The organism is Parashewanella spongiae (genome assembly GCF_004358345.1).
Taxonomy (GTDB): domain Bacteria; phylum Pseudomonadota; class Gammaproteobacteria; order Enterobacterales; family Shewanellaceae; genus Parashewanella; species Parashewanella spongiae.
In genome coordinates this window covers 3,017,098-3,041,381 of the sequence record NZ_CP037952.1, presented here as the reverse complement: position 1 = coordinate 3,041,381, position 24,284 = coordinate 3,017,098, and the positions used below count along the sequence as shown (strand labels likewise).

The following is a 24,284-nucleotide window of genomic DNA, read 5'->3' as shown; positions in this document are numbered from 1 at the left end:
GAGTTGGTGTGTTTTAGTTTTTGTCTAAGCAACAAGATTATAACACATTAACTCTCATCTTTTATTTATATATCAGTAAAATACGCTCACTTCATTATTGAATTTGAACTCCGAAACTTGAGTTGAAAGTGAAAATCCAGAAGTCGAAGAACTCATTATTTTTTCAGATAATGGCCCTGAAAATAGCGGCTGTCGTACTCAGTACCTGTCTAGATTAGTAGCGTTTAGTGAACAATCGAAACTAAAGGTTCGAAACGTCTACTACCCACCATATTATAGTAAATATAACCCGATTGAACGAGTCTGGTCATCGTTAGAGAGACATTGGAATGGCACATTACTGAGTACAGCCAAAACGGTAATAGAGTGGACAAAAACAATGACATGGAAAGCAATGAGACCAGTAGTCAATTTAATTGATAAAGTTTACTCAAAGGGAATCAAGCTCAATAGCAAAGAAAAGAAGAACTGGAAAGTAAAACTGACATTGAGCACATCTATTAAAAACCCAAAATTAATGAATGGTTACTCACCTTTGCGTTGTGAAAATGTTCATATCGGTTAATTTTAAATAAAATATAGATAAAGAGTGATTTCTTATTCAACATCAACCACATAGCTATTCCGTGTGCGCAATGTCAGGTAAAATAGTCAGAAATAGTGAATTACCAAAGTGGGATCTTACAATCACTCCAGTTGCGGTAGATTTTTAAATGCTAGATCCCTAAGGATCTGTTGATCTTTCAGGATTAAATTTTGTGCTATTTGAGCATTTATCCTAAATAAATCGGTTGGGAGCGTTCATATACGCAGAAAAAATTACTGATAGCAAGGCATGAATAGCAGCAAGTAGTGGTTCTACTTGCAAAATTTATAACGCAGCTAGCGGTGGTTTTGGCAAGTATATGAATGTTCAGCACTCACCTGATGGGTGAATTAGGGTTGTTTAGTTTTGTATTTAATTTCAATAGATTAAAGCTAAATTGTGCGTTAGACCGATTTATTTAGGTTTATCTGTTCAAAGCGTGAGCAGTGATGCTTAGCCATCTAAGTGAGCTGGTCATAACACAGAACAGTGAATGCTCAAAAGCATCGAAGACAGCGTAAATTGGTCATTTCTGCTGCGTTATCGTTTTCTTATTTGGAAACGAAGTAACGACAGTTTTGTATGTCGATAACAACCAAACCTCACAAACTTTGCCTTGCATAAAATAACCAATTTATCGCTGCAAAAAAATCACGAAAGATCAACAGACTCTAGGCGTAACAGAGCACAATACTTGGAAACTTGCGAAATCTGATAAAGGTTGGTGGAAACTCTCTAAAACGCCACAACTCAATCAAGCTTTACCAAATCAGAGGTTTAAAGATATGGGATTGTATTTGTTTTTAGAAGGGTACAATAAGTTAAGCGTATAATTGGAACCGCCGTATGCGACATCGCTTGTACGGTGGTGTGAGAGGACGGGAGCCGTGAGGCTCCCTCCTACTCGATTTTAGAAAAAAACCAGCGGGTTTACATCATAACTCACAAGTAAATTTTTCGTTTGTTGATAATGTTCTAAAGCTTTCTTATGCGTCTCTCGCCCAATTCCTGATTTTTTATATCCGCCAAAAGCAGCGTGAGCAGGATAACTGTGATAGCAATTAGTCCATACGCGTCCAGCCTGAATTTGTCGCCCAGCTCGGTATGCTTTATTCATATCTCGCGTCCAAACACCAGCACCCAGTCCGAAATCGGTTTGATTGGCTATTTCGATGGCTTCTTCGAAGGTTTTAAAGGTGGTTACCCCTACAACTGGTCCGAAGATTTCTTCTTGAAACACCCGCATCGAATTATCACCTTTCATAATTGTTGGTTGAATATAGAAACCATTACTTAAGGATGAATCTGTAGACTCAATTTCTCCGCCTGTTAAAAATTGACACCCTTCCTTCCGACCTAATTCAAGATAGCTTAAAATTTTATCGAACTGTTCTCGTGAGGCTTGAGCTCCTACCATGGTCTCTGTATCTAGAGGGTTTCCTCGTTTGATCTGTTTAGTTCGCTCGATAACGCGTTCAATGAACTTGTCATATATCTTTTCATGAATGAGTAGCCTAGACGGGCAAGTGCAAACTTCTCCTTGATTAAAAAAGGCGAGTACAGCGCCTTCTATAGCTTTATCGAGATAGGCGTCCTCATGATCCAGTACATCTTCAAAATAGATATTGGGTGACTTACCGCCGAGTTCGACGCTAGAGTGAATGATATTAGTCGCAGAATATTGAAGAATTTTAGAACCAACAGGTGTCGAGCCTGTAAACGCAATTTTTGCAATTCTTTCACTTTGAGCAAGGGCAGATCCGGCTTAGGTTCCAAACCCATTGACTATATTCAACACACCTTTAGGAAGTATATCGGCAATAAGTTCAGCAACTAACAGTATTGATGCTGGAGTTTGCTCTGCGGGTTTCAGGATCACGCAATTTCCTGCAGCTAGTGCAGGAGCTAATTTCCAAGCTGCCATTAGAATAGGGAAATTCCACGGAATTATTTGCCCTACAACTCCAAGTGGTTCGTGAAAATGATAAGCGACGGTGTTGCCATCAATTTCTGCAGCACTGCCTTCTTGTGCGCGAATGCATCCCGCAAAATAGCGAAAATGATCGACGGCTAGCGGAATATCAGCCGCAAGCGTTTCACGGACTGATTTACCATTTTCCCAACACTCAGCAATAGCAAGCATTTCGATATTTTCTTCAATTCTATCTGCTAATTTCAATAATAAATTGGAGCGTTCTGTGGGTGAAGTATTTCCCCAAGAATCCTTTGCTAAATGCGCCGCATCTATGGCAAGTTCTATATCTCGATTGTTTGAACGAGGGATCTCGCAAATTACCTCACCAGTCACGGGTGTAGTGTTTTCAAAGTATTTTCCATCAACAGGTGCAACCCAGTTTCCGCCAATAAAATTTTCATAGCGCTTTTTAAACTGAATGATTGAACCAGACTTGCCAGGTGCTTCATAGATCATAAAATTACTCCTATTCCATCAGTAATAATCAAACTCTAAAGGCATATAACTAACACCGTAAGTGATAAAATGGAATAGTTTTCTTGAAATGAAAACTCAAATTTTAGTGGAAAAGAATTTTTATATATGAATGTTCAGCACTCACCTGATGGGTGAATTAGGGTTGCTTAATTTTATATTTAACTTCAATAAATTAAAGTTAAATTGTGCGTTCAACCGATTTTTTTAGGATTATCATAGGCTGTTGTACCAAAATGATCCTAACAGCTATGGAACTCATCAACTCACTGATTTCCCAATTTAGACCTTAAGTACCTGAGTATAAGTTATTGAGTACTTTTTTGTTCATAGTTTGAGTGCAATACAAGGCGTGGGGAGGGACGCATAGCCGTAGCTATGCAACTTGAGACACAACGCTGTAAAGTGCTTAAGATATGAGTAAAATGTTTAATAATTTATCGTCAGGTACTTATTTAAAGTGGTACAAGAGCCATTTAAAGGTTTTAGTTATCGGTCATGTAAAACATAGAAGGGTTAATTTAACTCGACTTGTTCTTTCTTATTCCCAATAAGTCAGAGACTTTATTAAATCTGTTTTATAGCAATAAATTATATAGTGTATAACGGTTATTAACCGACAATGTAATCTTTATTTGAAGCTGCGTAATTAAAATATGTCAATATCATCTACAATAGATGGCGTTTCCAGTATATCTTCGGCAATGTTAGCAAGTAGAACGCATCCAATTTTACTATTACCTTCTATTCAGTCCATCAAAATTAATGCCGATCACTTGATAAACTTTCTGGACTCCCCTGAAATATCAAAACTTGATAGGCTTCTAGTTGACCTATCATTATTAGATACTTTAAAGCTAGCTATAGAGCTCGAAAAGCAATCGATAAAATCAACATATATTGATCAAATACTGCATAAATTAATAGAGGATATTAGTCGAATTAAGTTAAATCCTATTCCAGAAAGCATACGACATGAAGAGGCTGATGAAGTTCTAAATGAAATTAACTGGTTGACGGTGAAGGGAGTTCCACAAGAAGATCTCTCTGAATTTACTTATGATATTGAAGTAAATGAAGAAAACGTTATTAGTTTAATTAGCTGCGATTATGCTCATTTACACGGAGATGCCGAATGGGTGTTGTTTGGAGTATTAAAAAATCGCTGTGTATTCAGTCTAAATGCTAATTGCACTATTTCTGGCTTTGGAGTTTGTGGTGGAGGGAATGTTATGGTTGCACCTACATGGCAAGTTTTGCGTAGACACCTTTCAAAGCTGGAATTAACATCACTTTTCTTATACAGTCAATTGGATAAAGAGTTTAAAACATTTTTTGAATATTGTAATAATAATGATTCTTCATTTATTCAGAAATTAATCGCTTCATTTTTTGAACTTTTAGATAGAGACAGGCTGATGATGGAAATGAAAGCAGATAGTTTTAATGAATGAACGGTTATTACTCAGCTGTAGCTCAGACTAGATCTTACAGATTAATCGTTAAGGTAAAATGTAAGATCTAGGAAATGGATGCTTTGGCTATAAGCGCTGCTGTCTTATACCAATTACAGTAATTAAATGCTCAACTCAGAGCTTTGTATGCGCACAAAGTACAAACGAAATTGGTGAAAACATAGTTATTACCGACATACAAAACCGTCGTTATTACATTGCTACGTGGAGAAAATTTGGTGAAGTAATTTTTGCGCATACAAGCTCCCTAAGGGCAAGGCTAAAGGCTTCCATTACTGCGTTGCATGCTCTTGAATTATCCCGACAAAAGCACTAAGTGCGTTGAACGCCAGTTTTGTATGGCGGCCGTAGGGAATATAGTACTTCGAACATACGCCTTGTACTGGAAACCTTTAGCTCTTGATGAGTGAGAGATTAATTACTGTAATTGTTATTACAATAGCTTGTTAGCAATTACATATTGTTCATACTCAGTGCAACCACCAACGTGACTGCCATCAACAATCACTTGTGGAACAGTTCTCACAGGAACATTCAATTTTTCACTTAATGCTTCTTTTGAAATACCATCAGCGAACATGTCGATATAATTGAAACTAAAACCCTTACGTTGTTTGCTCAACTGCTCTGAAATTTGAATTGCTCGTGAGCAATATGGACAACCAGGACGACCATAGATGGTTACTTTCATTTTTACTTCCTTAAATAAATTTTGCAGTTTTATATCATAAGCACTCAAATTTCGCTAATTTTGCGCTTCTATCTGATAACGACCGTGGTAATCGAAATAACTTTCCATTAATTTCCAATATTTTTTTTCTTTTTTAAGCAACAGAAGATCAGGCTTTCTAAAAGTATCTGAATCATCAACGACTTGCTGTGGAGTGGTATATTTCGGACGTAATATACCAGGAACTTTTGTATGTGGATGAATAAAAAGTGCAAACATTGCGCGAATTTGCGCCTTTGTTTCCATTTTAAACTTTCTAATAAAATCGTTGCCATCGACATCTATATATTGCACTTTCAACGTTTCGTCTTCAGCATGTAGGATCATATCTTGGCATTTAAAAAGGTGATGATGCTGTTGAGACAGAACTTGTTTTAAGCGTTTATCAGGATCAATCAGTGTCGATTGACAGGTTTGACATATTCTTGCCGCAATATCATTTTCAGCGCCACAATCAGGGCATGACTTGGATCTAAAACGATATTCGCATTGTCCTTTGTAGTTTGGTTCATCGATTAAACCTTGGCAACGACGACCAAAGTGTTCAATTAAATCTCCGTCATTATCTGTTAGGCCCCAAAATGTATTTGCGAAATTACAAACAGGGCAGTACACCTGTACTGGAACAGAACGACTACTTGGTTTTACTTGGCCTACTTCGGGAAAATATAAATCGTATCCATTAGCTGCGTAATCAATGACCAAACAGTCTTGTTTTCCTTCTGATAGCCTTAAACCTCTTCCTACCATTTGTTGAAAAAGACTCACGGAGGCTGTTGGTCTTAAAATAGCGATAAAGTCAACATGAGGGGCATCAAAACCTGTCGTTAAGACCGCAACATTCACCAAGAATTTAAATTGCTCATTTTTGAATGACTTTATAAGTCGATCACGCTCATCCTGAGGAGTATCAGCGGTAATAAGTGCCGTTTGACTATCTTTAAGGTAAGAAACGACTTCCTGTGCGTGCCTCACTGTAGCAGCGAAAATGATAACGCCCTTTCTATTTTGTCCCAATGACTGTATTTGTTGGACAATAGCTTTTGTGGCTCTACCAGCATGGGAGAGAATGCAATTTACTTTGGCATCACTGTAATCACTGCTGGAAGATGCTGAAAGAGAGCTAAAATCGTATTGGGCCATTACACCATCAAGCATTTTTGGTTCTGTTAAAAATCCACGTTTGATGAGTGGGCGAATAGGTAGTTCAAAGATGCATTTTTCGAAAACGGGGTTTTCAGTATTACCAACCTTACCATGGTAATGGTGGCGGTAGATCCAACCTGTTCCTAATCTATACGGAGTGGCGGTCAACCCAAGTAACCTAATACTTGGATTAATTTGTTGCAAATGATCAAGTAAAAGCTGGTATTGACTGTCTTTGCTTAAACTAATGCGATGGCATTCATCAATGATTACAAGAGAAAACGATTCTGAAAATTTTTCTGGGGCTCTTGCTGCTGACTGCACACTAGCTATAACCGTTTTACCAGCCGTTTTTTTTTGTTTTAAACCCGCGGAGTAGATATCTGCAGCTGTAGTTAGTAGCCCGACCTTTTGGGCATTTTGTTCTACTAACTCCTTTACGTGCGTCAAAACAAGCACGCGACCTTTTGCTATCCTTGCTAATTCTGCAATAACAATGCTTTTTCCTGCTCCAGTAGGAAGAACAATGACAGCAGAGTCAGTTGATGATTTAAAATGTTCGATTGCCGCATCGACAGAGTCTTGTTGGTAATCTCTAAGGCTAAGTTTCAAGTGAAATGCTGGTGATGATTGTTGCTATAGATTTTAACATTTCTAATTTCAGATAAGAACGTTCGATTATGCTTTTGTTGTTTTTTGTTGAAACTGAATAAATTATTGCTTTGATACGGGTTGGCTAAAGCCATAATTGCTTTATTATGAATAGTTTGCTTTTTGACAATTTTTTATTCTTTCTGTCACGGCGATGGCTGTATTTTCATCTAGAGAAGACTACTGCTGTATTCTTTGTGACTCATAGGTTTTAGATGTGATTTTCTCAAGTTATAAATAAAAAGCCAGTAATACTGGCTTTCGTAATTAAATGACTTTGGGTGTAGATCTTTTAGAACGACGAAAAGCATGAAAAGATCATTAATTATCAATTGGGTGGGTTTAATAAATAGTGCGAAAGGAGCAATTTTATAGTACTTATCAGTTTGCAAACACAACAAGTCTATTAAAAGGCTCCTTTCATGAAACTAGCATACTCAAACTCACTCGAATATTCATTCTTTTCTGAAGCAAAATTACAATTCGAACGTATTATTTCGCACCTCGAAGACAAACAAGTTAAGCAAGAGAGTCATGGAGAAGTTGAAGCTTACATCGATACCGAAGGAACTGAGTTATTGGGGTGTTTATTATAAGGTTTCCTAGATATCAAAACCGCTGAAGAGCCCCGTCAGCAAGTTTATTCCGATCATAGCATTGCACTGAATCATATGAAAAATAACTGCAAACGAAATTTATTAGGAAGCAGTCAAAGGCTCATATGATGATGCAATCAGCTCAATAAATACCACCACAGGTGCGTACACGCCCAAGCGACAAGCAAGGAACATTGTGCAGGATATTGCACAAGATTCTGATGGTTTCTATCTTCAGCAACGCTACTTTTCTCCGGAAAATACGTCAGATTTACTGGTGTTGACCATGGATGGCAAAGGCACTGTTATGCAACCTAATAGTTTGAGAAAGTGTACGAAAAAGGGAGCAAAACAACAGAAACTCAAAGGACGTTTAAGTGCTGGAGAAAAGAAAGACCGCAAACGAATGGCAGAAGTTGCAGCGGTATACACCACTAAGCCTTTGCATCGTAGCCCAGAGTCAATCATGTCGAGAAACGATAATTCAAATGTTCGTCCATTGCGTGTGCCACCAAGAAATAAACGCGTTTGGGCAAGCGTAGAAAGAAGCGCTGAGACAGTGATTGAGGAAGCATTTTTAGAAGTTCTTGAACGAGACCCAACTCAAAGTCGCCAGTGGGTTGTACTCGTTGACGGTCATCCTCATCAGTTAAAACAAATTTATCGAGTGATGAAGAAACTCAACATCGATGCAACGGTGGTCATGGATTTCATTCATGTGCTTGAATATCAGTGGAAAGCGGCATGGTGCTTATTTGAAAAAGATGATCCAGAAGTCGAAGATTGGATAGAAAAGCGGGAAACTGAAATCTTACGAGGAAATGCATCACAAGTAGCAAAAGGCCTTGGGGGCAGTGCAACAAAACGGAAATTAAAACAACGAGAAGGTATTGATAAGTGCATCGGTTATCTATTAAAAAACAAATCAAGATTAGAATACGGCAAAGCATTAGAGCAGGGTTTTCCAATTGCTAGCGGTGTTATTGAGGGAGCTTGTCGTCATCTGATTAATGATAGGCTGGATATCACTGGAGCGAGATGGAGCCTTGAAGGTGCAGAGTCCATATTAAAACTTAGGTCGTTAAGGTCGAGTGGTGATCTTGAAAAATATTAGGAGTATCACAAAAAGCAATCCAAACAGAGGTTATACGGATGTGGATAACTTAGTCGTTTTAAAAGACCCACACTCAATGACTTTATCTAATTGGTATTATTTAAAACATTCTTTATTTTTTGTGAAATAAATAACGTTGAGTACCCAGTATATCGGGTTGAGTGTAATAGCTGTGGCTACAAACCAAGCAATTTTATTTTTGTTTAAGACAGTGAATGACATAGTAAACATTAGCACACCGATTAATGCTAAAACTGGCTGCTCTATAGTGTATCCAGTTACGAAATATTCGTAGCCAGCATAAAATATCGAAACAAGTCCCTGAAGACGGATAGTAAACCCAAACCAAATACACCAAAGATAGGAATTGCGATTATGCCCTTCTTTTTCTTCTGAACGATCAAGCGCATTACAAGCCATAAAGAAGGCATACATTAAAGCCGCCATACTTAGGATTATGTACATTTATTGCTTCTCCATGTAATTTATTTGCAAATGACATGTTAAAAATTCCAGCCAAAAAATAACATATTGACGGTTAAGTTGAAAGCATAATTTTTTATAAGACAAATAGTTAAGTATTAAATACTTTTATGAAGCCAGAGAGTCAGTAATAAAATCAATAAATGCCCTTACTTTTGTTGATAAGGGCTTAATGCGAAATGAATTAAGCCCTTATAGTAAATAATCCATGACTAAACCGGGTGACAATGATTGTAGGCTTCTGAGAGGGCAGCAAGAACGTGAGTCCGGGTGATAACGCCAATGATTTGGCCTTTTTCGTTTACAACAGGATAATTTTTAGGTTTTGCTTCTAGCATTTTTTCAGCAAGGTTAAATAGAGAGCTAGTTTCGGAAACGGTAAGTGATTCATGTCGCATAACATCCGAAACTTTTAAGTTTGAGTCGCAGTAATAGCTAGCATGTAGCATAGGTTTAAGTAATTCATGTTCTGAAAGGTAACCTATGGGCTTTTTATCAGTGTCAGTGACAGGCGAACCAATCAAATGGTGTTTTTTTAATAAATCAATTGCTTTACTGAGTTCAGTTTCGGGGTTTATTGTTGGAACGTGGGATTGCATAAAGTCTTTAACTATTAATTCTTTCATCATTTTTTCCTTATCCCATAATTAGAGTCTTATCAAGTTGTCTATAGAAGGGCAATTATTAATACTGTACGGTTAGCATGTTAACAATAGTGCAATAAAGTCTATTGGCTAAATTTATTTTGTTAAGTGTTTACTGTGTTTTTAAAGGTGTTTTTTGTATATTAACTTTTAAGCAATTGAAACGTTCGTAGTTATATTTTCGTTAGATAGTGAAGAACTAATTTATATTTTCTACTTATTATATGTTTTTATTTACCCTGATAGTATCAAATTTTATAGATACAAAGCTTGGGGGGATTTTAAATTTTAAGTTTTTCCATATTAATTACTTAAAAAGTGGAGGAGCATATTTAATTAAACTACGTTTTTATTTTAATAACAGTAAGCTGATTTTGTTAGAGACTGGTAATTGGAGTTAATTATGAATATAAAATACGTTGCAATTCCTCTAGTTTTTTCAATATCAAGTATGGCAAATGCAATTGTTTATAAAGGTGATTACATCGAAATGAATGTTTACAAATGTGACGCTCATTTACTTGATAGAAAAATTAGACATACAGAACATTATGTAGATGCAACTTGCTCATTTGATTCGGGACAGGTCGTAATCGACATTGGGAAACCAGATCCTTTAAAATTTGATATCGCACCTTTGATTTCTAATGGCACTTTCAAATTTTGGGATCCATTTAACCCCTTAGTCTGGGACGTAAATATTGATCTTGAACACCCAATCACGGCTGGTGATACCTGCCCAAAATGAAACAAAGTAGGCTGACTAAGTTACTAATATTAATTTAAAATGATAAATCTCATAAATATATACCCGCAATCAGTGAAAGTTATTACGGGTATATTTAAACTTTAAATAATTGATTTGGTTAGCTCTGAACATCCTTTTCCATATCTTCATATGAAGTATGGCGCACATCTTTTCCTTTGACGTAATAAATAATGTATTCGCATATGTTTTTACAACGATCACCTACACGCTCAATAGCCCTCGCAGCCCATAGCACGTCTAACACACCGGGAATTGAACGCGGATCTTCCATCATGTAAGTCATGAGTTGGCGGATAATGCCTTCATATTCTTTATCTAGCTTAACATCTTCTTTATGGATCTCTAATGCAGCATCGGCATCCATGCGCGCTAATGCGTCTAAGGTGGAATGAAGAGTACGAGTCGCATGACGGCCCATACTTTCAATACTGACTAATAGAGGCTGTTGGTTATTGGTGCGTTTCTCTAAAGCTGACTTGGCAATACGAACGCAAGCGTCACCTATGCGTTCTAAATCAGTAATGGTTTTTGTCGTTGTTATAATGAGGCGAAGATCGCTGGCTGTGGGTTGACGCTTTGCAATGATGCGTGCACACTCCTCATCAATTGATACTTCCATACCATTAACTCTGTGGTCGCCTTCGATTATCTTTTTAGCTAAATTCGAATCCAAAGAACTTAATGCATCTAACGACTGTTCCAGTTGTCTTTCAACTAAACCGCCCATAGCCAGAACACGATTACGAATATCTTCTAATTCAGCATTAAACTGCCCAGAAATATGCTTATTTAAACTAATGTTATCCATGTTAACCTCAAAATTCTTAAACACTTAACTTGCTGAGCAAGATTACTATCCATATCGGCCGGTAATATAGTCTTCAGTTTTCTTTTGGCGTGGAGTAGTGAAAATAGTATTGGTATCTTCATACTCGATTAAATTTCCCATGTACATAAATGCTGTTTGATCAGATACTCTTGCCGCTTGTTGCATGTTATGGGTGACAATAACAACCGTATATTTTGATTTTAATTCAGTAATTAATTCTTCAATCGTCAATGTTGATATAGGATCCAATGCTGAAGTTGGTTCATCTAATAGTAGAACTTCAGGTTCAATTGCGATAGCTCTAGCGATAACCAGACGCTGCTGTTGACCACCAGATAACCCGAAAGCGTTATCATGTAGTCGGTCTTTAACTTCATCCCATATAGCTGCGCCTCTGAGAGAGCGTTCAGCCGCTTCGTCTAGTAAACGACGGTTATTGATTCCTTGAAGACGCAATCCATAAACTACATTTTCGTAAATTGACTTTGGAAAAGGGTTAGGGCGCTGGAAAACCATTCCGACATTGCGACGTAAAGCGGCAACATCAACACCTTTATCATAAATGTTTTGTCCGTGAAGCAGTATTTCCCCGTCAATATGGCAGTTATCAACCAAATCATTCATACGGTTAATGCAGCGTAGTAAAGTAGATTTACCACAACCACTTGGCCCAATAAAAGCAGTAACTTGTTTCTTCGGTATTCTCATCGAAACATCAATCAGTGCGGGCTTGTCGCTATAACGTAAATTTAAATCACGGATTTGCAATGCTGTTTGATTCTCAGGCAGAGCAGCTAAGTTAAGCTTTTCTTTTTCCGTGTTAAATTGTGTTTGATCTATAGAAATCATATTCAGTCCTAATCACATCAGCTATTGCTTTTTTAATGTTCTAATGAGCGGTATTTTTCACGCAAGTGGTTACGAACACCAATTGCTGTTAAGTTAAGTGTCACAATTACTGATACCAGTAAAAATGAAGTGGCATATACCAGAGGTCTTGCGGCTTCAACATTTGGACTTTGGAAGCCGACATCGTAAATATGGAAACCTAAGTGCATGAATTTTCGTTCTAAGTGAATGAAAGGGAAATTCATATCAATAGGAAGAGTAGGTGCTAGTTTTACTACACCAACCAACATTAAAGGTGCAACTTCACCCGCAGCTCGTGCTACCGCAAGAATTAAACCTGTCATTATTGCAGGGCTTGCCATTGGTAGGATAATTCGCCATAGGGTTTCTGCTTTGGTTGCACCTAAAGCTAAACTACCTTGACGTACTGAGCTTGGAATTCGGCTTAAACCTTCTTCTGTCGAGACAATAACAACCGGTAAAGTTAAAATTGCGAGTGTGAGTGCTGACCAAATTACACCGGGAGAACCAAATGTCGGTGTTGGCAAAGCTTCAGGGTAAAATAACTGATCCAGTGAGCCACCTAGCATATAAACAAAGAAACCAAGACCAAATACGCCATAAACAATAGAAGGTACACCTGCTAAATTAATCACTGCGATTCGGATCATTTTGGTTACAGTGCTTTTTTTAGCATACTCGTGTAAGTAAACCGCGGCGATAACGCCAAAAGGTGTAACGATAACTGCCATTAACATTACCATGAAGACGGTTCCGAAAATAGCAGGAAACACACCACCCTCAGTATTTGCTTCTCTAGGATCATCGCTGACAAATCGACCTACACCTGTGAACCAATGACCGACTTTATCTAAAAATCCCATTCGATTGAAAAAGGAAACGTCTAAAATAGAGTCCATGGGAAGTTTAACAATGTCACCTGACATATCTTTTACTAAAACAGCATCTCGAGCGGCTTGTGTTTTTAGTGCAAAAAATTGCTTTTCGAGTAATTTATAATCTTCATTAAGCTTGTTTGTTTGTTGTTGAAATTCTTGCTGGCGTTCAACGGTAAGTTCATTATTCAGTTCGTATTTTTTACCTTTCAACCGCAATTTTTCGAGTTGGTAGTTGATGCTGCCAATATCACTTTTTTGTAGGGATAGAGCCTGATGAGAAAGATCGACAGCTCTAGAAATATGTTCACGTAATGACTTTTCTAAATTCTCGTTTTCAAGCTTTTTTCCTTCTTCAACTACGGCAATAGGGTAACCATAAAAGTTTCCATTTTTGCTGCGTTCAAACATAGCAATTTCAGTAGGAGTGGTTCGGCTTACCATGTCAGTTTCTAAAACCCAACGGAAGTCTAAGCCAACGCGCTCACGGTTACCTGTTTTAATTAAGTATCGTTTTACTGTTTCACCAGGGTGTTGTTTAAACTTGTGTCCAGCAGACTCTAAACGTTCAGTAGGGACAAACTCAGTGTCGTAAATTTCGCCGATAAGAGTTGTTTTCTTGCCGTTATAATCTACAAGTTCCCATTCATAAATACTATTAGGCCAGAAATAACTTAAACCGCGGCTTGCAATTAATAATAAAAGTCCTAATACAGCGATTAGACTTAAACTTACAGCTCCGCTTGTCATCCAAATCCAAGGAGAGCCAGATTTAAACCAATTACCCATTTCTCAAATCTCTCCAGTTCTGTAATACAATCTCTTGTACATTTATTAGCGCAGTTAAATCGATCATTATTATTCCTTGATGTCTCAACTTAAAGTGAGCTATATCTTTCACGTAATCTTTGTCTAACGACTTCTGCAATCGTATTAAAGAAGAATGTAAAGACAAATAATACAAAAGCAGCTAAGAACAAGACTCTGTAATGTGAGCTACCAATTGCTGATTCAGGCATTTCTACTGCAATGTTTGCTGCAAGTGTTCTCATACCTTCGAGTACGCTCCATTCCATAATTGCAGTGTTACCCGTTGCCATAAGAACAATCATAGTTTCACCAACGGCACGTCCAAGCCCCATCATTACAGCAGAGAAAATCCCAGGGCTTGCAGTAAGTAATACAACACGAATGAGAGTTTGCCATTGAGTTGCACCAAGTGCCAAGCTGCCATTTGATAAATGGCGAGGTACTGAAAAGATGGCATCTTCTGCAATTGAGAAAATAGTTGGGATAACCGCAAAACCCATAGCAATACCGACAACTAAAGCGTTTCGTTGGTCGAACGTAATGCCTAAGTCATTAGTGATAAACTGCCTTGTATCTCCACCAAAAAAGGCAATTTCAACTGCTGGGCTTAATGAAAAGGCTGCCCAGCCAACAAAACAAATCACAGGAATTAGCATTAGCTCTTGATATGTTTCAGGAAGGCGCTGCTTCCATTTCATAGGGAGTTTACTCCAGCACAATGCAGACACTAATATTGATATCGGTAACATAATGAGTAGCATCACAATACCGGGTAGATGCTCTTCAATTAAAGGGGCTAACCAGAGTCCAGCCAAGAAACCTAAAATAACAGTAGGCAAGGCTTCCATTATTTCAATGGTTGGTTTAACCACGCTTCTTACTTTGGCGGACATAAAATATGCTGTATATATCGCACCTGCAATTGCTAATGGAACCGCAAATAACATGGCATAAAACGCCGCTTTCATGGTGCCAAATGCTAACGGCATTAAGCTTAATTTTGCTTCAAAATCAGCAGTACCGGATGTTGATTGCCACACATATTGAGGTTCAGGGTAACTCTCGTACCAAACCTTGTTCCATAACGCGCTCCATGAAACTTCAGGATGCTGGTTATCAACCGAAAAAAGGTGAATTTTGTTTCCCGTATCAACAACTAAACCGTTTGAACGGGGGTTAAAGCCCATAGATTGTGGCTTACCGATATTAAATTTTTGTCTTAATAGTTCACGTTGACTGGTGGTATAAAGCAAGGTGAGTTCACCTTCAGGGCTTGCAACAAAAAAACTTTTCCGATAAAACTCTGTTGCGACATTAGCGATTGGCGGAATGTCATCAAATCCACGGATTAGTTGATATAAGCGTCCTTTATCTCCGTTAACTTGGAAATATTGACTAACTTTTCCGGACTCGTAAGCGGCAATAATAGAGCTAGCACCAGCTAATAGTTTTATATCGACGACTTTGGTATCAGAATGTTCAAGGTTGATAACTTGAAGCAGTTTAGCCTCGTCTAAGTAACGAATATCGTAAACGAATACTTTGTCAATGGCTTTGAGCATAAACTGTCGTTGATCTGGAGTAACGATCACTTGATCGACATTTATTGGTGAATCAGCCAGATCTGTTTCTTCTGAAGTCCATTCAATTTCTTCCGTCATCATGTTTTCTTCGCCAATAAAGCGTTTAAGCTTCCAGCCAGTAGGGCTTAAATAAGCAAAAGTCATTTGTTCGTTGGTGTATTCGAAAGATAATTGTTGTAATGGAGAACCGACTTCATCGATTAACAGAGGTTCATCTCCAGCTGGGAAATCAATTTTAGGAGTGGTAACACGTTTGTTGTTTGGATAACTGACACCAAATTTAATGGAAAGCAATAAAGCCTGACCATTACTTAGGCCTAAAGCAAACATTTGTTCGCTGGGTATCGCTTTGTTGCTACTTACTACGGTAACACCATCAGGGAGTTGTGGTTTAAAGTCTAGAAGTTTCTCACCAGATAAAACTGAAAAGAATTCAACTTCACCACTTTGAGATACCCTATAAATAACTTCATTTTGTTCGTCACTGCCAACAAGAAGGCTGGGAGTACTTTGACTTTCGACCGTAATCGAATTGGCTTGATTGATCGAAGCACCATCGAAGATAGGTTTTATGACATATAGTAGATAAAAGAAGATGAGTAAAAGCGCAACAAAAACCATAGTGCCACCAATAGCAACACCGACTTTAACGGCTTTATCTTTAAATGTCCGACGACTAGCAGAACTGTTTGCAAACAGTATCTGGGAGCTTGAACCAGGTTGTTTTACCTGACTTTCCATTAAGAACCTCTATTTAAATCGCTGCGTGCAAAATTGTTGAAAAAGTAACAAATTTACGAGTCCTTTTTGACGTTGAGGATTGTATGACGTAAAGATGACAGTTGTATTACAGTCCTAGAGTCTGTTGATCTTTTAGGATTAAATTTTGTGCTATTGAGCATTTATCTGTTCAAGGCGTGAGCAGTGATGCTTAGCTATCTAAGTGAGCTGGTCACAACACAGAACAGTGAATGCTCAAAAGCATCGAAGACAGCGTAAATTGGTCATTTCTGCTGCGTTATCGTTTTTTTATTTGGAATAACCAAACCTCACAAACTCTGCCTTGCATAAAATAACCAATTTATCGCTGCAAAAACAATCACGAAAGATCAACAGACCCTAACTCTTAGCCATTGAAATAAGCAGTTATTTCAAAATGGTATATGATGTGATTAGCAAACGCCCAAGTTGCTAACGGATCATAATGATAATAATTCGTTTAAAAGCGAGTGAGATAACTTAAACTTTGGTAAGATCTAGCCAGATAAATAAAACGCGTTATTGAAATAGAATTAGGAAACACATCTTGAGCGAATCTCAGCAGTCTTCATCACAAACCGCAAAACCAGTAACAGCTTTTTCATCGTTAGCTTTGAAAAGTGAATTAATTACAAATCTTGATACCATGGGGTATCAAACGATGACACCAATCCAAGCTGAAAGCTTGCCGTTAATTTTAACTGGACAGGATGTGATTGGACAAGCAAAGACCGGCTCAGGTAAAACTGCCGCATTTGGTTTAGGTTTACTGCATAAACTTGATGTGAAGCGTTTTCGTATTCAATCAGTCGTGTTATGCCCAACTCGTGAATTGGCTGACCAAGTAGCAAAAGAAATTCGTACACTGGCGCGAGGTATTCACAATATAAAAGTACTTACCCTTTGTGGTGGCGTACCAATGGGGCCGCAAATTGGTTCATTAGAGCATGGCGCTCATATTATTGTTGGTACTCCGGGTCGTATTACGGATCATCTTAGTCGTGGTCGCCTAGATTTAAGTCATGTAAATATGCTTATTTTGGACGAAGCCGATCGCATGCTAGAAATGGGTTTTCAAGATGCGGTAGATCAAATTTTGGCTGAAATGCCAATTGAACGTCAGACACTATTATTCAGTGCGACTTTCCCTAAGCAAATTAAAAAAATGACAGAAAGTATTATGTATTCACCAAAAAGAGTTACGGTGAAAGAAACACATAATAGCGACAGTATTGAGCAACATTTTTATCGTTTAAAAACGAACGATGAACGTATGCAAGCATTGCAATTGCTTATTTTAGACAAACAGCCGCAAAGTGCCGTAGTGTTTTGTAATACCAAACGAGAAACCCAACAAGTTGCCGATGAATTAGCTGATAGAGGTTTTAGCGCTTTGGCTATTCATGGTGATTTAGAGCAAAGAGATCGTGACAGAGTATTACTTCAGTTTGCTAACAAGAGTATCAATATTTTAGTAGCAACTGATGTTGCAGCGCGTGGTCTCGACATTGATTCACTTGATGCAGTATTTAACTACCATTTAGCGTTTGATGCTGAAGTGCATACACATAGAGTAGGGCGTACAGGTCGTGCTGGATGTAAGGGTAGTGCTTATACCTTTTTCAATGAACACGGTTATATTACAGAACTAATAGCAGAATCTTTGGGTCGTGAGATTACCAACGAAGAATTACCGCCATTAAGTACATTAGATATCTTTCCGCCAGCACCGCTGATGAAAACCATTCAAATTGACGGTGGTAAGAAGCAAAAACTACGTCCGGGTGACATACTTGGGGCATTAACCAATGGCAACGACTTAACAGGTGCTCAAATTGGTAAAATACATATTACAGATATTCGAGCATTTGTTGCCGTTGAGCAAGCATTAGCGAAAAAAGCGTTACGCAAAATCACTAGTGGTAAGATAAAAGGCCGCACATTTAGAGCATGGTTAGTTTAGATTTTATCTGATTTTAAGTAGAGTAGGCTACTGGCTTCGCTATCGCTTATCCAGCAGCCCCTCTTCGATTCCGTGCATGAGGTTTTCCCTCACACGGCTCTGTTGTTACACTTCTCTCAGCCCCTTCACTTTGCTTATCATCTTGTCGTGGGTAAATACTCAAGACCAGCTTGGCGTAATTTTTCGTAAGCACCTCGTGATAGATACTTGCTTCGACGTTGACTTAAGCGACGATGCCAGCGATAGAACCGGTTTACTACAAATCCATTTATTCTGAAAAATACACCTCTGGGATAACCTATCCCACCAAAATAGTGTTTCCATCCCCTCAGAACTTGATTAACTTTATTTATCAGTACGCTAAGTGTATTTGAGGTTCGGTGTTTCACTATGTCTCTGAGTTTATTTTTCAGCTTTGTTTGGCTCTTCTTAGACGCCTGTATCTTAATGTAACTGGTGCCTTTGATGAGGCCTGTGATCCGTTGAAAGTTAAAACCGAGGAAATCAAACTCATTCATCAGCTTTCCCATATCCACACAGTGGGTTTTACTTTGATTTAGCTTCAGACCTTCATCACTTAATTGCTGTGTTATCCAGTCCAGTTGCTCTTGTGTGTAGGTTTGCTTATGAAGTACAACAAAATCATCTGCATAGGTAACGATTTTACACGGTGTTTTTTCGTGTATTTTCAAACAGAAATCGTTGAGATAGATGTTAGCCAGTAGTGGAGAGATAACTCCGCCTTGCGGAGTGCCACATCGGCTTGCTTCTATTCGCCATTTCCCGTTGACCGTCTCTATGCTGATGGGCGCTTTGATAAAGCTTTTCAGTAAACTCAGAAAGCTGCTGTCGCTTATTCGCCTTTCTACTTTTGCCATCAACTTAGCGTGCGGGATGGTATCGAAATAGGCGCTCAAGTCAGCATCAAGTACGTGCTGATAGCCTTGTTTTAGGCTCATTTCAATGACTTTTACCGCTTGCTGGGCGCTTCGACATGGACGATAACCATAACTGTGTTCATGTAAATGAGGTTCGTAGACGGGTTGCATCACTATTGTCATCGCCATTTGCACAATTCTGTCACTGATTATCGGGATCCCAAGTTTCCGCGTTTTGCCGTTGTCTTTGAGTATTTCTACTCGTTTGACTGGGCTAGGTCGATAGTTTTTCTGTTGTAATTGAGTTTGAATTTCTTTTAACAGCGCAACGACTTTCTTTTGCTGCTCTAGACAACTGAATGTGATGCCATCAATTCCTGCTCCGCCTTTATTGGCTTTGCATCGTCGATAGGCTTCTTCGAGTATATCTAGGCGACTGAGTTTATCGTACAAGCTGTAAAATCGTAGCTCCGAGTTAAGCTTTGAGCGTAAGTAAAGTTTTCGCTGTAATATTCTGATATTTACTGGAGTGTTAGCCATATGGCAATTTCACCTCAAAAGTTACGTTAAAAAACGGGTGTAACACTGAGCCCCTTCCCTGATGTGAAGTTATGTTGTCTTCACGGTTAACGGTACTATGGGCTCATCCGACTGCCTGAGCGCCCTATCTGAAATTTCGGTTTACCTTATATTCGGATAGTGCAAGTCACTACCTTCCAACACTCAGGCTCTCCCACGTTCACTTTATTTCCTTCAATACATGCCACTTCATATTACGCCGGAAGATCAAACAGATGCATTTACCAGTTGCTTCTCTGTTTGTGTCAGGGTTCGTCAACTAGGAAAGACTCCCCATCTTCATTTTTTGATTTACGACGCTTAACTGAATTCGCTTGATGCTGCGGCCTACATTGCATCTCAACCTTTATTCAAGGCCTTTGTCACAGGGCTTCATGTCATAGCGGTTACCCATTATGCATGCCCGTCAGATTTCGGGATGAACTGGTAATTATCCCGTCAGGTACGTTTCAACCTGATGGACTTATTATAAATAATAACGTTGCTGTCTCTGGTTTATGGCCATGTAATCGCTTGGCTGCGTATACGTTGAGACAAATCCCGCAACAGAATAAAGCGCTTCGTGGCGCTCCCTAGAAACATCTGTTGACTGCGTTCTCAAGCGTAAAAAAAATGGCTAAAAGTAAGGCGTAGCTTGCAGCAAATATTATTCTACTTGCAAAAGTTATAACGCAGATAGCAGCCATTTTAACAAGCTTGTGAGCGTAGGGCATTTCACTCATGGGGTGAAGAACATGATAATAAAATCATCGTATTGCTCAAACAGTTACTCATACCAATTACAGTAATTAACTTCCCACTCAGCAAGAGCTAAAGGATTTAAGTACAAGGCGCAAGTTTGAAGTACTATATTCCCTACGGCCGCCATACAAAACTGGCGTTCAACGCACTTAGTGCTTTTGTCGGGATAATTCAAAAACTTGTAACATAGTAATGGAATCCTTTAGCCTTGCCCTTCGGGAGCTTGTATGTGTCCAAATTACTACACAAAACTGTCTCAACGTAGCAATGTAATAACGACAGTTTTGTATGTCGGTAATAACTATGTCTTCATCAATTTCACTTGTACTTTGAACACATACATAGCTCTGAGCTGGGAATTTAATTACTGTAATTGGTATCATATACTCAGCGTTCAAATGATGTTTAGGTTTAAGCAGCAAGTTTTGTTCAGTGCTGCTTTGTAAATCTAGCTGTTAATAAATTTATAATATCGAATTAGAAGTTAGCTTTTTATTTAAATTTCCATTTTATCCAATCCTGCTTGGCTTCATCGTGAAGCATAAAACTAGAGGAATCAGTTAAAGCATTGGTTGAATCAGTTGAATGCTCTGTTGCAACTGCGATACCGCCAACGAGAATATTTTCAAGAGAGCCTGTATCAACTTGAACGCCTGAGAAAAGTCCTGCATCAACTTTAATGCCCGAACGCTTCCAAAACTTACTTGTGCTATTCACTAATGGAGCATATTTCTTAGTAATATGCGCTAAAACCATTACATCGTTACCATTAGCGCTCAGTTTATAACCGTCTACTTGCCCAATAGCGATGCCGCGAAAGAATATTCGAGTGCCCATATTAATTGATCCAAGTTCTGGCTTTATAAGTAATATTTTTACCGCACCTTTTGGTAAGTTTGCATAAGTTTCATTCGCAAGCTTTCCGACAAAGTTTGATGTTGGAGTAGTGGTATTAATCTTTGTACCACTCCCTAATGAAGGAATGGCATTAATATAGGGCCCTGTGATAATTGTTTCAGGTGCAGTAATACCAGCTAACGAGATATCAGCATCAATAATAACAAACTGACTGTCAGTTTTGTTAAAGTAGCGCGCGTATTCGCCGTATAAGTAGGCTATAACAGTTACTGATTTTAAATCTTTATTCAGCGAGACGGCCTGAACTTTGCCGACTTGGAAACCTTGATAGCGAATTTCAGCCTTGGCTTTTAATTTAACACTTGCTGGGAAAACAATCGTAATTGGTTGCGCTTGATTAAGCGCAAGGTTTTTAGAGTCGTAAAGTTGCGTATTAGGCTTGTTGTATTGAGACGTTTCTATCAAGCCTAGGCTGATACTGCCTTTTAATGCACCTTGTAATGGCGCTACATCGACTTCAATTCCACTCAAACTAGCATTTATTTTTGCTGCACTGTTACGCCAAAAAACGGTTTTATTTGAAAGCAAAGATGTGAATTCTTTTTGTATACCCACTTTAATGTCAAATGAGTCAGTTTGGGCTTGCCAATTTACAGACTGTATTTTACCGATTTGCATTTTTTTATAATAAACCAGTGAACCTTTTTGTAAATCAGCCGCATTTTTATTGGACAAGCCGATGAGTGTAGTATTGGATTGTTCAAAAATACTCATTGCATTATCGAGGGATTCATACAATGCGAATTGCGCGGTTGAGTTGGTAGTTTTGCCATGATGTTTCATTAAAACAATTGCACCCGTAATGGCCGATGAAATACCCGTTGTTTTAACAGAGACTTTATCAAGGGAAGCTTCTAAAGCGAATGCTGATTTAGGCACAAAGTAACTGTTATTCGTTAGCAGTGGCTTAAATTCAGGTCGAATTTCTGCGGTGAAATCCACTTGAGTAAAACTACCATTCAACGCTAAGGCACTAATTTTACCTATAGTGATGTCTTTGTATTTTATTTCGGCACCAATAGATAAACCATAGTTCTGATCACTGGTAATATTTATTTTAACGTTCTTCTGTTTTGCTGCATCAGGTGTTTCGCTTAAAATAGGATATTCACTCTTTGCGGCGCCTTGACCGGGTAAAAAGCTGATCACTGAGCCAGATATCAATCTTTCAGGGTTCTTAATGCCTGATAATGAAATATCAGCGCCTTCTACCCAAAATTTTGCACTACCCGTGAGTAAATGAGCATAATGTTGATAAATGCGGGCTGACAATTCTACACGACCTAAATTGATCAGCCTTTTAGATACTATCTCACCAATGTTTACGCCTCTATATTTGATTGGAGTTCCTTTATTAACACTTTCTGCATTAGAAGTGGTGATTGTAAATTCTTTACCACCTAAGGCATTCTCTTCTGAATCATACAGTTTATAAATATCACCACTTTTTGCTGACTCACTGTCTTTGGGAGAGTTAAAGCTAATACCGCCAGCGATAAGCGAAGCAAGGCTTTCACTTTTCACTGAAATACCGGATAACGAAGCATCAATTTGAACACCTGAGGAATTCCAAAAATGAGTGCCTTTTTTTATAAGATTTGCGTACTGCTTTTGGATGAAAACGCTAATAGCTACTTTGTCGTCTTGGTTTAAACGGTAACTTACTACGTTACCAACAGGAATTTGTCGATAAAAAACGTGAGAACCAATATCAAGTGAACTGAGCTTGTCGGCAAATAGAGTGACAAGCATTCCTTCACTGGCTGGCATTTGTGCTGGAGCTTCGAGACTGGCTTCAAAGCGAAGAGCCATGTTTCCATCACCGGGTTTAATGGCGATATAGTTACCTGAAAATAGTGTATCTAATCCTTCAATTTTGGTAATGCTCGCCTTAGGGCTGACTAACCAAAATTGGGTATTTTCATTTAAAAATGAAATACCACGGTAGTTCATATTTACTGTGACTTCTACGCCTCGCAAATCTGGCTCAATGGCAATATCTGTCACCTTACCAACAGTTACGCCTTGGTACTTTACTAAAGTTTTTCCGATTTCAATGCCAGTGGCATTAGGAAAATGGATTTCAATCTCAATACCTGCGTCATGTATACCTCGAATGATGAGCCAGATACCAAGTATTATGGCAACTACTGGAAGAAGCCATACTGGCGAAAAAAGTTTCTTTTTGACAATTTTGGGCGTTTCAGTTTGAATCATGTTTACTGTCCATTCGATCCCAAAGTAGTCGGGTATCGAGTACTTTAGCGGCAAGTTGAGTAAATAAAATAACGAGTGCAAATGCTGTAGCAGCAGGGCCTGGTTTAGCGTCTAATAGCTGGCCCATATTAACGAGAGCAACAGTTAATGATATGACGCATAGGTCAAGCATTGACCATCGACCAATCCATTCTATGATGTGGTAACCACGCATTAATGTTCTTTTAGACATGGGAATTTTGAAAGTTATTGCAGTTAAATAAGTAGCAAGGCCAATGATTTTTAACCAAGGAACTAGAATACTAGCAATAAAAAGAATAATGGCGATAGGGATCATGCCTAAGTGTATTGTATGTAAAATACCTGAAAAAATAGTGTCTTCAGTTACTTTTCCTTGTTTGGTTATCAAGCTGATGGGGTAAACATTTGCAGGAACTAACAAGATGGCTGCAGTGATTAATAAAGCCCAAGCTTTTTGAATGCTTAAAAAATCACGTTCAGCGAGTGCTGTATCGCAACGACAGCATTTTGTAGCTTTGCTTAAGTTGACTTTTTTACAGTTTTGGCAAGTATATAAGCCAACTTGATTGCCCTGAGTGCTACTAGTCTGTGACATTTC

At 38.4% G+C, this 24,284-nt stretch carries 15 protein-coding genes and 3 pseudogenes; 6 read left to right on the top strand and 12 right to left on the bottom strand.

Features of this window, described 5'->3' with window-relative positions; translation table 11 throughout:
• Positions 1 to 142 precede the first annotated feature (142 nt).
• Positions 143 to 565 (top strand): annotated as a pseudogene (locus tag E2I05_RS11865) (ISAzo13-like element transposase-related protein); the annotation flags it as partial.
• A 931-nt stretch (positions 566 to 1,496) separates the two neighbouring features.
• Here E2I05_RS11865 and exaC read toward each other — a convergent pair.
• Positions 1,497 to 3,017, bottom strand: a pseudogene (gene exaC / locus E2I05_RS11860) (acetaldehyde dehydrogenase ExaC).
• A 674-nt stretch (positions 3,018 to 3,691) separates the two neighbouring features.
• Here exaC and E2I05_RS11855 point away from each other — a divergent pair.
• Positions 3,692 to 4,489, top strand: a complete 798-nt coding sequence (locus E2I05_RS11855; protein WP_133309654.1) for a hypothetical protein — start codon at positions 3,692 to 3,694, stop codon at positions 4,487 to 4,489.
• A gap of 454 nt (positions 4,490 to 4,943) precedes the next feature.
• Here E2I05_RS11855 and E2I05_RS11850 read toward each other — a convergent pair whose 3' ends face one another.
• Complete coding sequence (locus E2I05_RS11850) at positions 4,944 to 5,201, bottom strand: GrxA family glutaredoxin (RefSeq protein WP_121854218.1); 258 nt, start codon at positions 5,199 to 5,201, stop codon at positions 4,944 to 4,946.
• A gap of 54 nt (positions 5,202 to 5,255) precedes the next feature.
• The gene (gene radD / locus E2I05_RS11845; protein WP_121854219.1) at positions 5,256 to 6,998 is read right to left on the bottom strand and encodes a DNA repair helicase RadD; all 1,743 of its coding nucleotides are present in this window, start codon (positions 6,996 to 6,998) and stop codon (positions 5,256 to 5,258) included.
• A 461-nt stretch (positions 6,999 to 7,459) separates the two neighbouring features.
• Between radD and E2I05_RS22050 the strand changes: the two genes are divergently transcribed.
• Together E2I05_RS22050 and E2I05_RS11840 are read left to right on the top strand one after the other, a co-directional pair.
• The gene (locus E2I05_RS22050) at positions 7,460 to 7,633 is read left to right on the top strand and encodes a hypothetical protein (protein ID WP_165905521.1); all 174 of its coding nucleotides are present in this window, start codon (positions 7,460 to 7,462) and stop codon (positions 7,631 to 7,633) included.
• 121 nt (positions 7,634 to 7,754) lie between these two features.
• Positions 7,755 to 8,747: pseudogene (locus tag E2I05_RS11840) on the top strand (ISKra4 family transposase); the annotation flags it as partial.
• Between the two features lie 96 nt (positions 8,748 to 8,843).
• Here E2I05_RS11840 and E2I05_RS11835 read toward each other — a convergent pair.
• Positions 8,844 to 9,212, bottom strand: coding sequence for a hypothetical protein (locus tag E2I05_RS11835; protein ID WP_121854221.1), 369 nt, complete (start codon positions 9,210 to 9,212; stop codon positions 8,844 to 8,846).
• A gap of 230 nt (positions 9,213 to 9,442) precedes the next feature.
• Complete coding sequence (locus E2I05_RS11830) at positions 9,443 to 9,859, bottom strand: CBS domain-containing protein (RefSeq protein ID WP_243641100.1); 417 nt, start codon at positions 9,857 to 9,859, stop codon at positions 9,443 to 9,445.
• A gap of 418 nt (positions 9,860 to 10,277) precedes the next feature.
• Between E2I05_RS11830 and E2I05_RS11825 the strand changes: the two genes are divergently transcribed.
• On the top strand, positions 10,278 to 10,622 hold the full coding sequence (locus tag E2I05_RS11825) for a hypothetical protein (protein ID WP_121854223.1): 345 nt from the start codon (positions 10,278 to 10,280) through the stop codon (positions 10,620 to 10,622).
• A 118-nt stretch (positions 10,623 to 10,740) separates the two neighbouring features.
• Here E2I05_RS11825 and phoU read toward each other — a convergent pair whose 3' ends face one another.
• The 4 genes from phoU to E2I05_RS11805 form a co-directional block, all read right to left on the bottom strand.
• Positions 10,741 to 11,451, bottom strand: a complete 711-nt coding sequence (phoU, locus tag E2I05_RS11820; RefSeq protein ID WP_121854224.1) for a phosphate signaling complex protein PhoU — start codon at positions 11,449 to 11,451, stop codon at positions 10,741 to 10,743.
• 45 nt (positions 11,452 to 11,496) lie between these two features.
• Positions 11,497 to 12,321, bottom strand: coding sequence for a phosphate ABC transporter ATP-binding protein PstB (gene pstB, locus E2I05_RS11815; RefSeq protein ID WP_121854225.1), 825 nt, complete (start codon positions 12,319 to 12,321; stop codon positions 11,497 to 11,499).
• Positions 12,322 to 12,353: 32 nt separating this feature from the next.
• Positions 12,354 to 14,006 carry a phosphate ABC transporter permease PstA gene (gene pstA / locus E2I05_RS11810; RefSeq protein ID WP_121854226.1) on the bottom strand — a complete coding sequence of 551 codons (1,653 nt, stop codon included), beginning with the start codon at positions 14,004 to 14,006 and terminating at the stop codon, positions 12,354 to 12,356.
• An 89-nt stretch (positions 14,007 to 14,095) separates the two neighbouring features.
• On the bottom strand, positions 14,096 to 16,351 hold the full coding sequence (locus tag E2I05_RS11805; protein WP_121854227.1) for an ABC transporter permease subunit: 2,256 nt from the start codon (positions 16,349 to 16,351) through the stop codon (positions 14,096 to 14,098).
• Positions 16,352 to 16,916: 565 nt separating this feature from the next.
• On the opposite strand from E2I05_RS11805, the gene dbpA reads away from it, so the two are divergent.
• The gene (gene dbpA, locus E2I05_RS11800) at positions 16,917 to 18,332 is read left to right on the top strand and encodes an ATP-dependent RNA helicase DbpA (protein WP_121854228.1); all 1,416 of its coding nucleotides are present in this window, start codon (positions 16,917 to 16,919) and stop codon (positions 18,330 to 18,332) included.
• 137 nt (positions 18,333 to 18,469) lie between these two features.
• Here dbpA and ltrA read toward each other — a convergent pair whose 3' ends face one another.
• From ltrA to E2I05_RS11785, 3 genes are all read right to left on the bottom strand, one after another.
• Positions 18,470 to 19,750 carry a group II intron reverse transcriptase/maturase gene (ltrA, locus tag E2I05_RS11795; RefSeq protein WP_133309653.1) on the bottom strand — a complete coding sequence of 427 codons (1,281 nt, stop codon included), beginning with the start codon at positions 19,748 to 19,750 and terminating at the stop codon, positions 18,470 to 18,472.
• Between the two features lie 1,272 nt (positions 19,751 to 21,022).
• Positions 21,023 to 23,665: a PqiB family protein gene (locus E2I05_RS11790; RefSeq protein ID WP_121853675.1), complete on the bottom strand. Its 2,643-nt coding sequence runs from the start codon at positions 23,663 to 23,665 to the stop codon at positions 21,023 to 21,025.
• Positions 23,652 to 24,281: a paraquat-inducible protein A gene (locus E2I05_RS11785; protein ID WP_121853691.1), complete on the bottom strand. Its 630-nt coding sequence runs from the start codon at positions 24,279 to 24,281 to the stop codon at positions 23,652 to 23,654. The genes E2I05_RS11790 and E2I05_RS11785 overlap by 14 nt, the downstream gene beginning before the upstream one ends.
• Between the last annotated feature and the right edge of the window lie 3 nt (positions 24,282 to 24,284).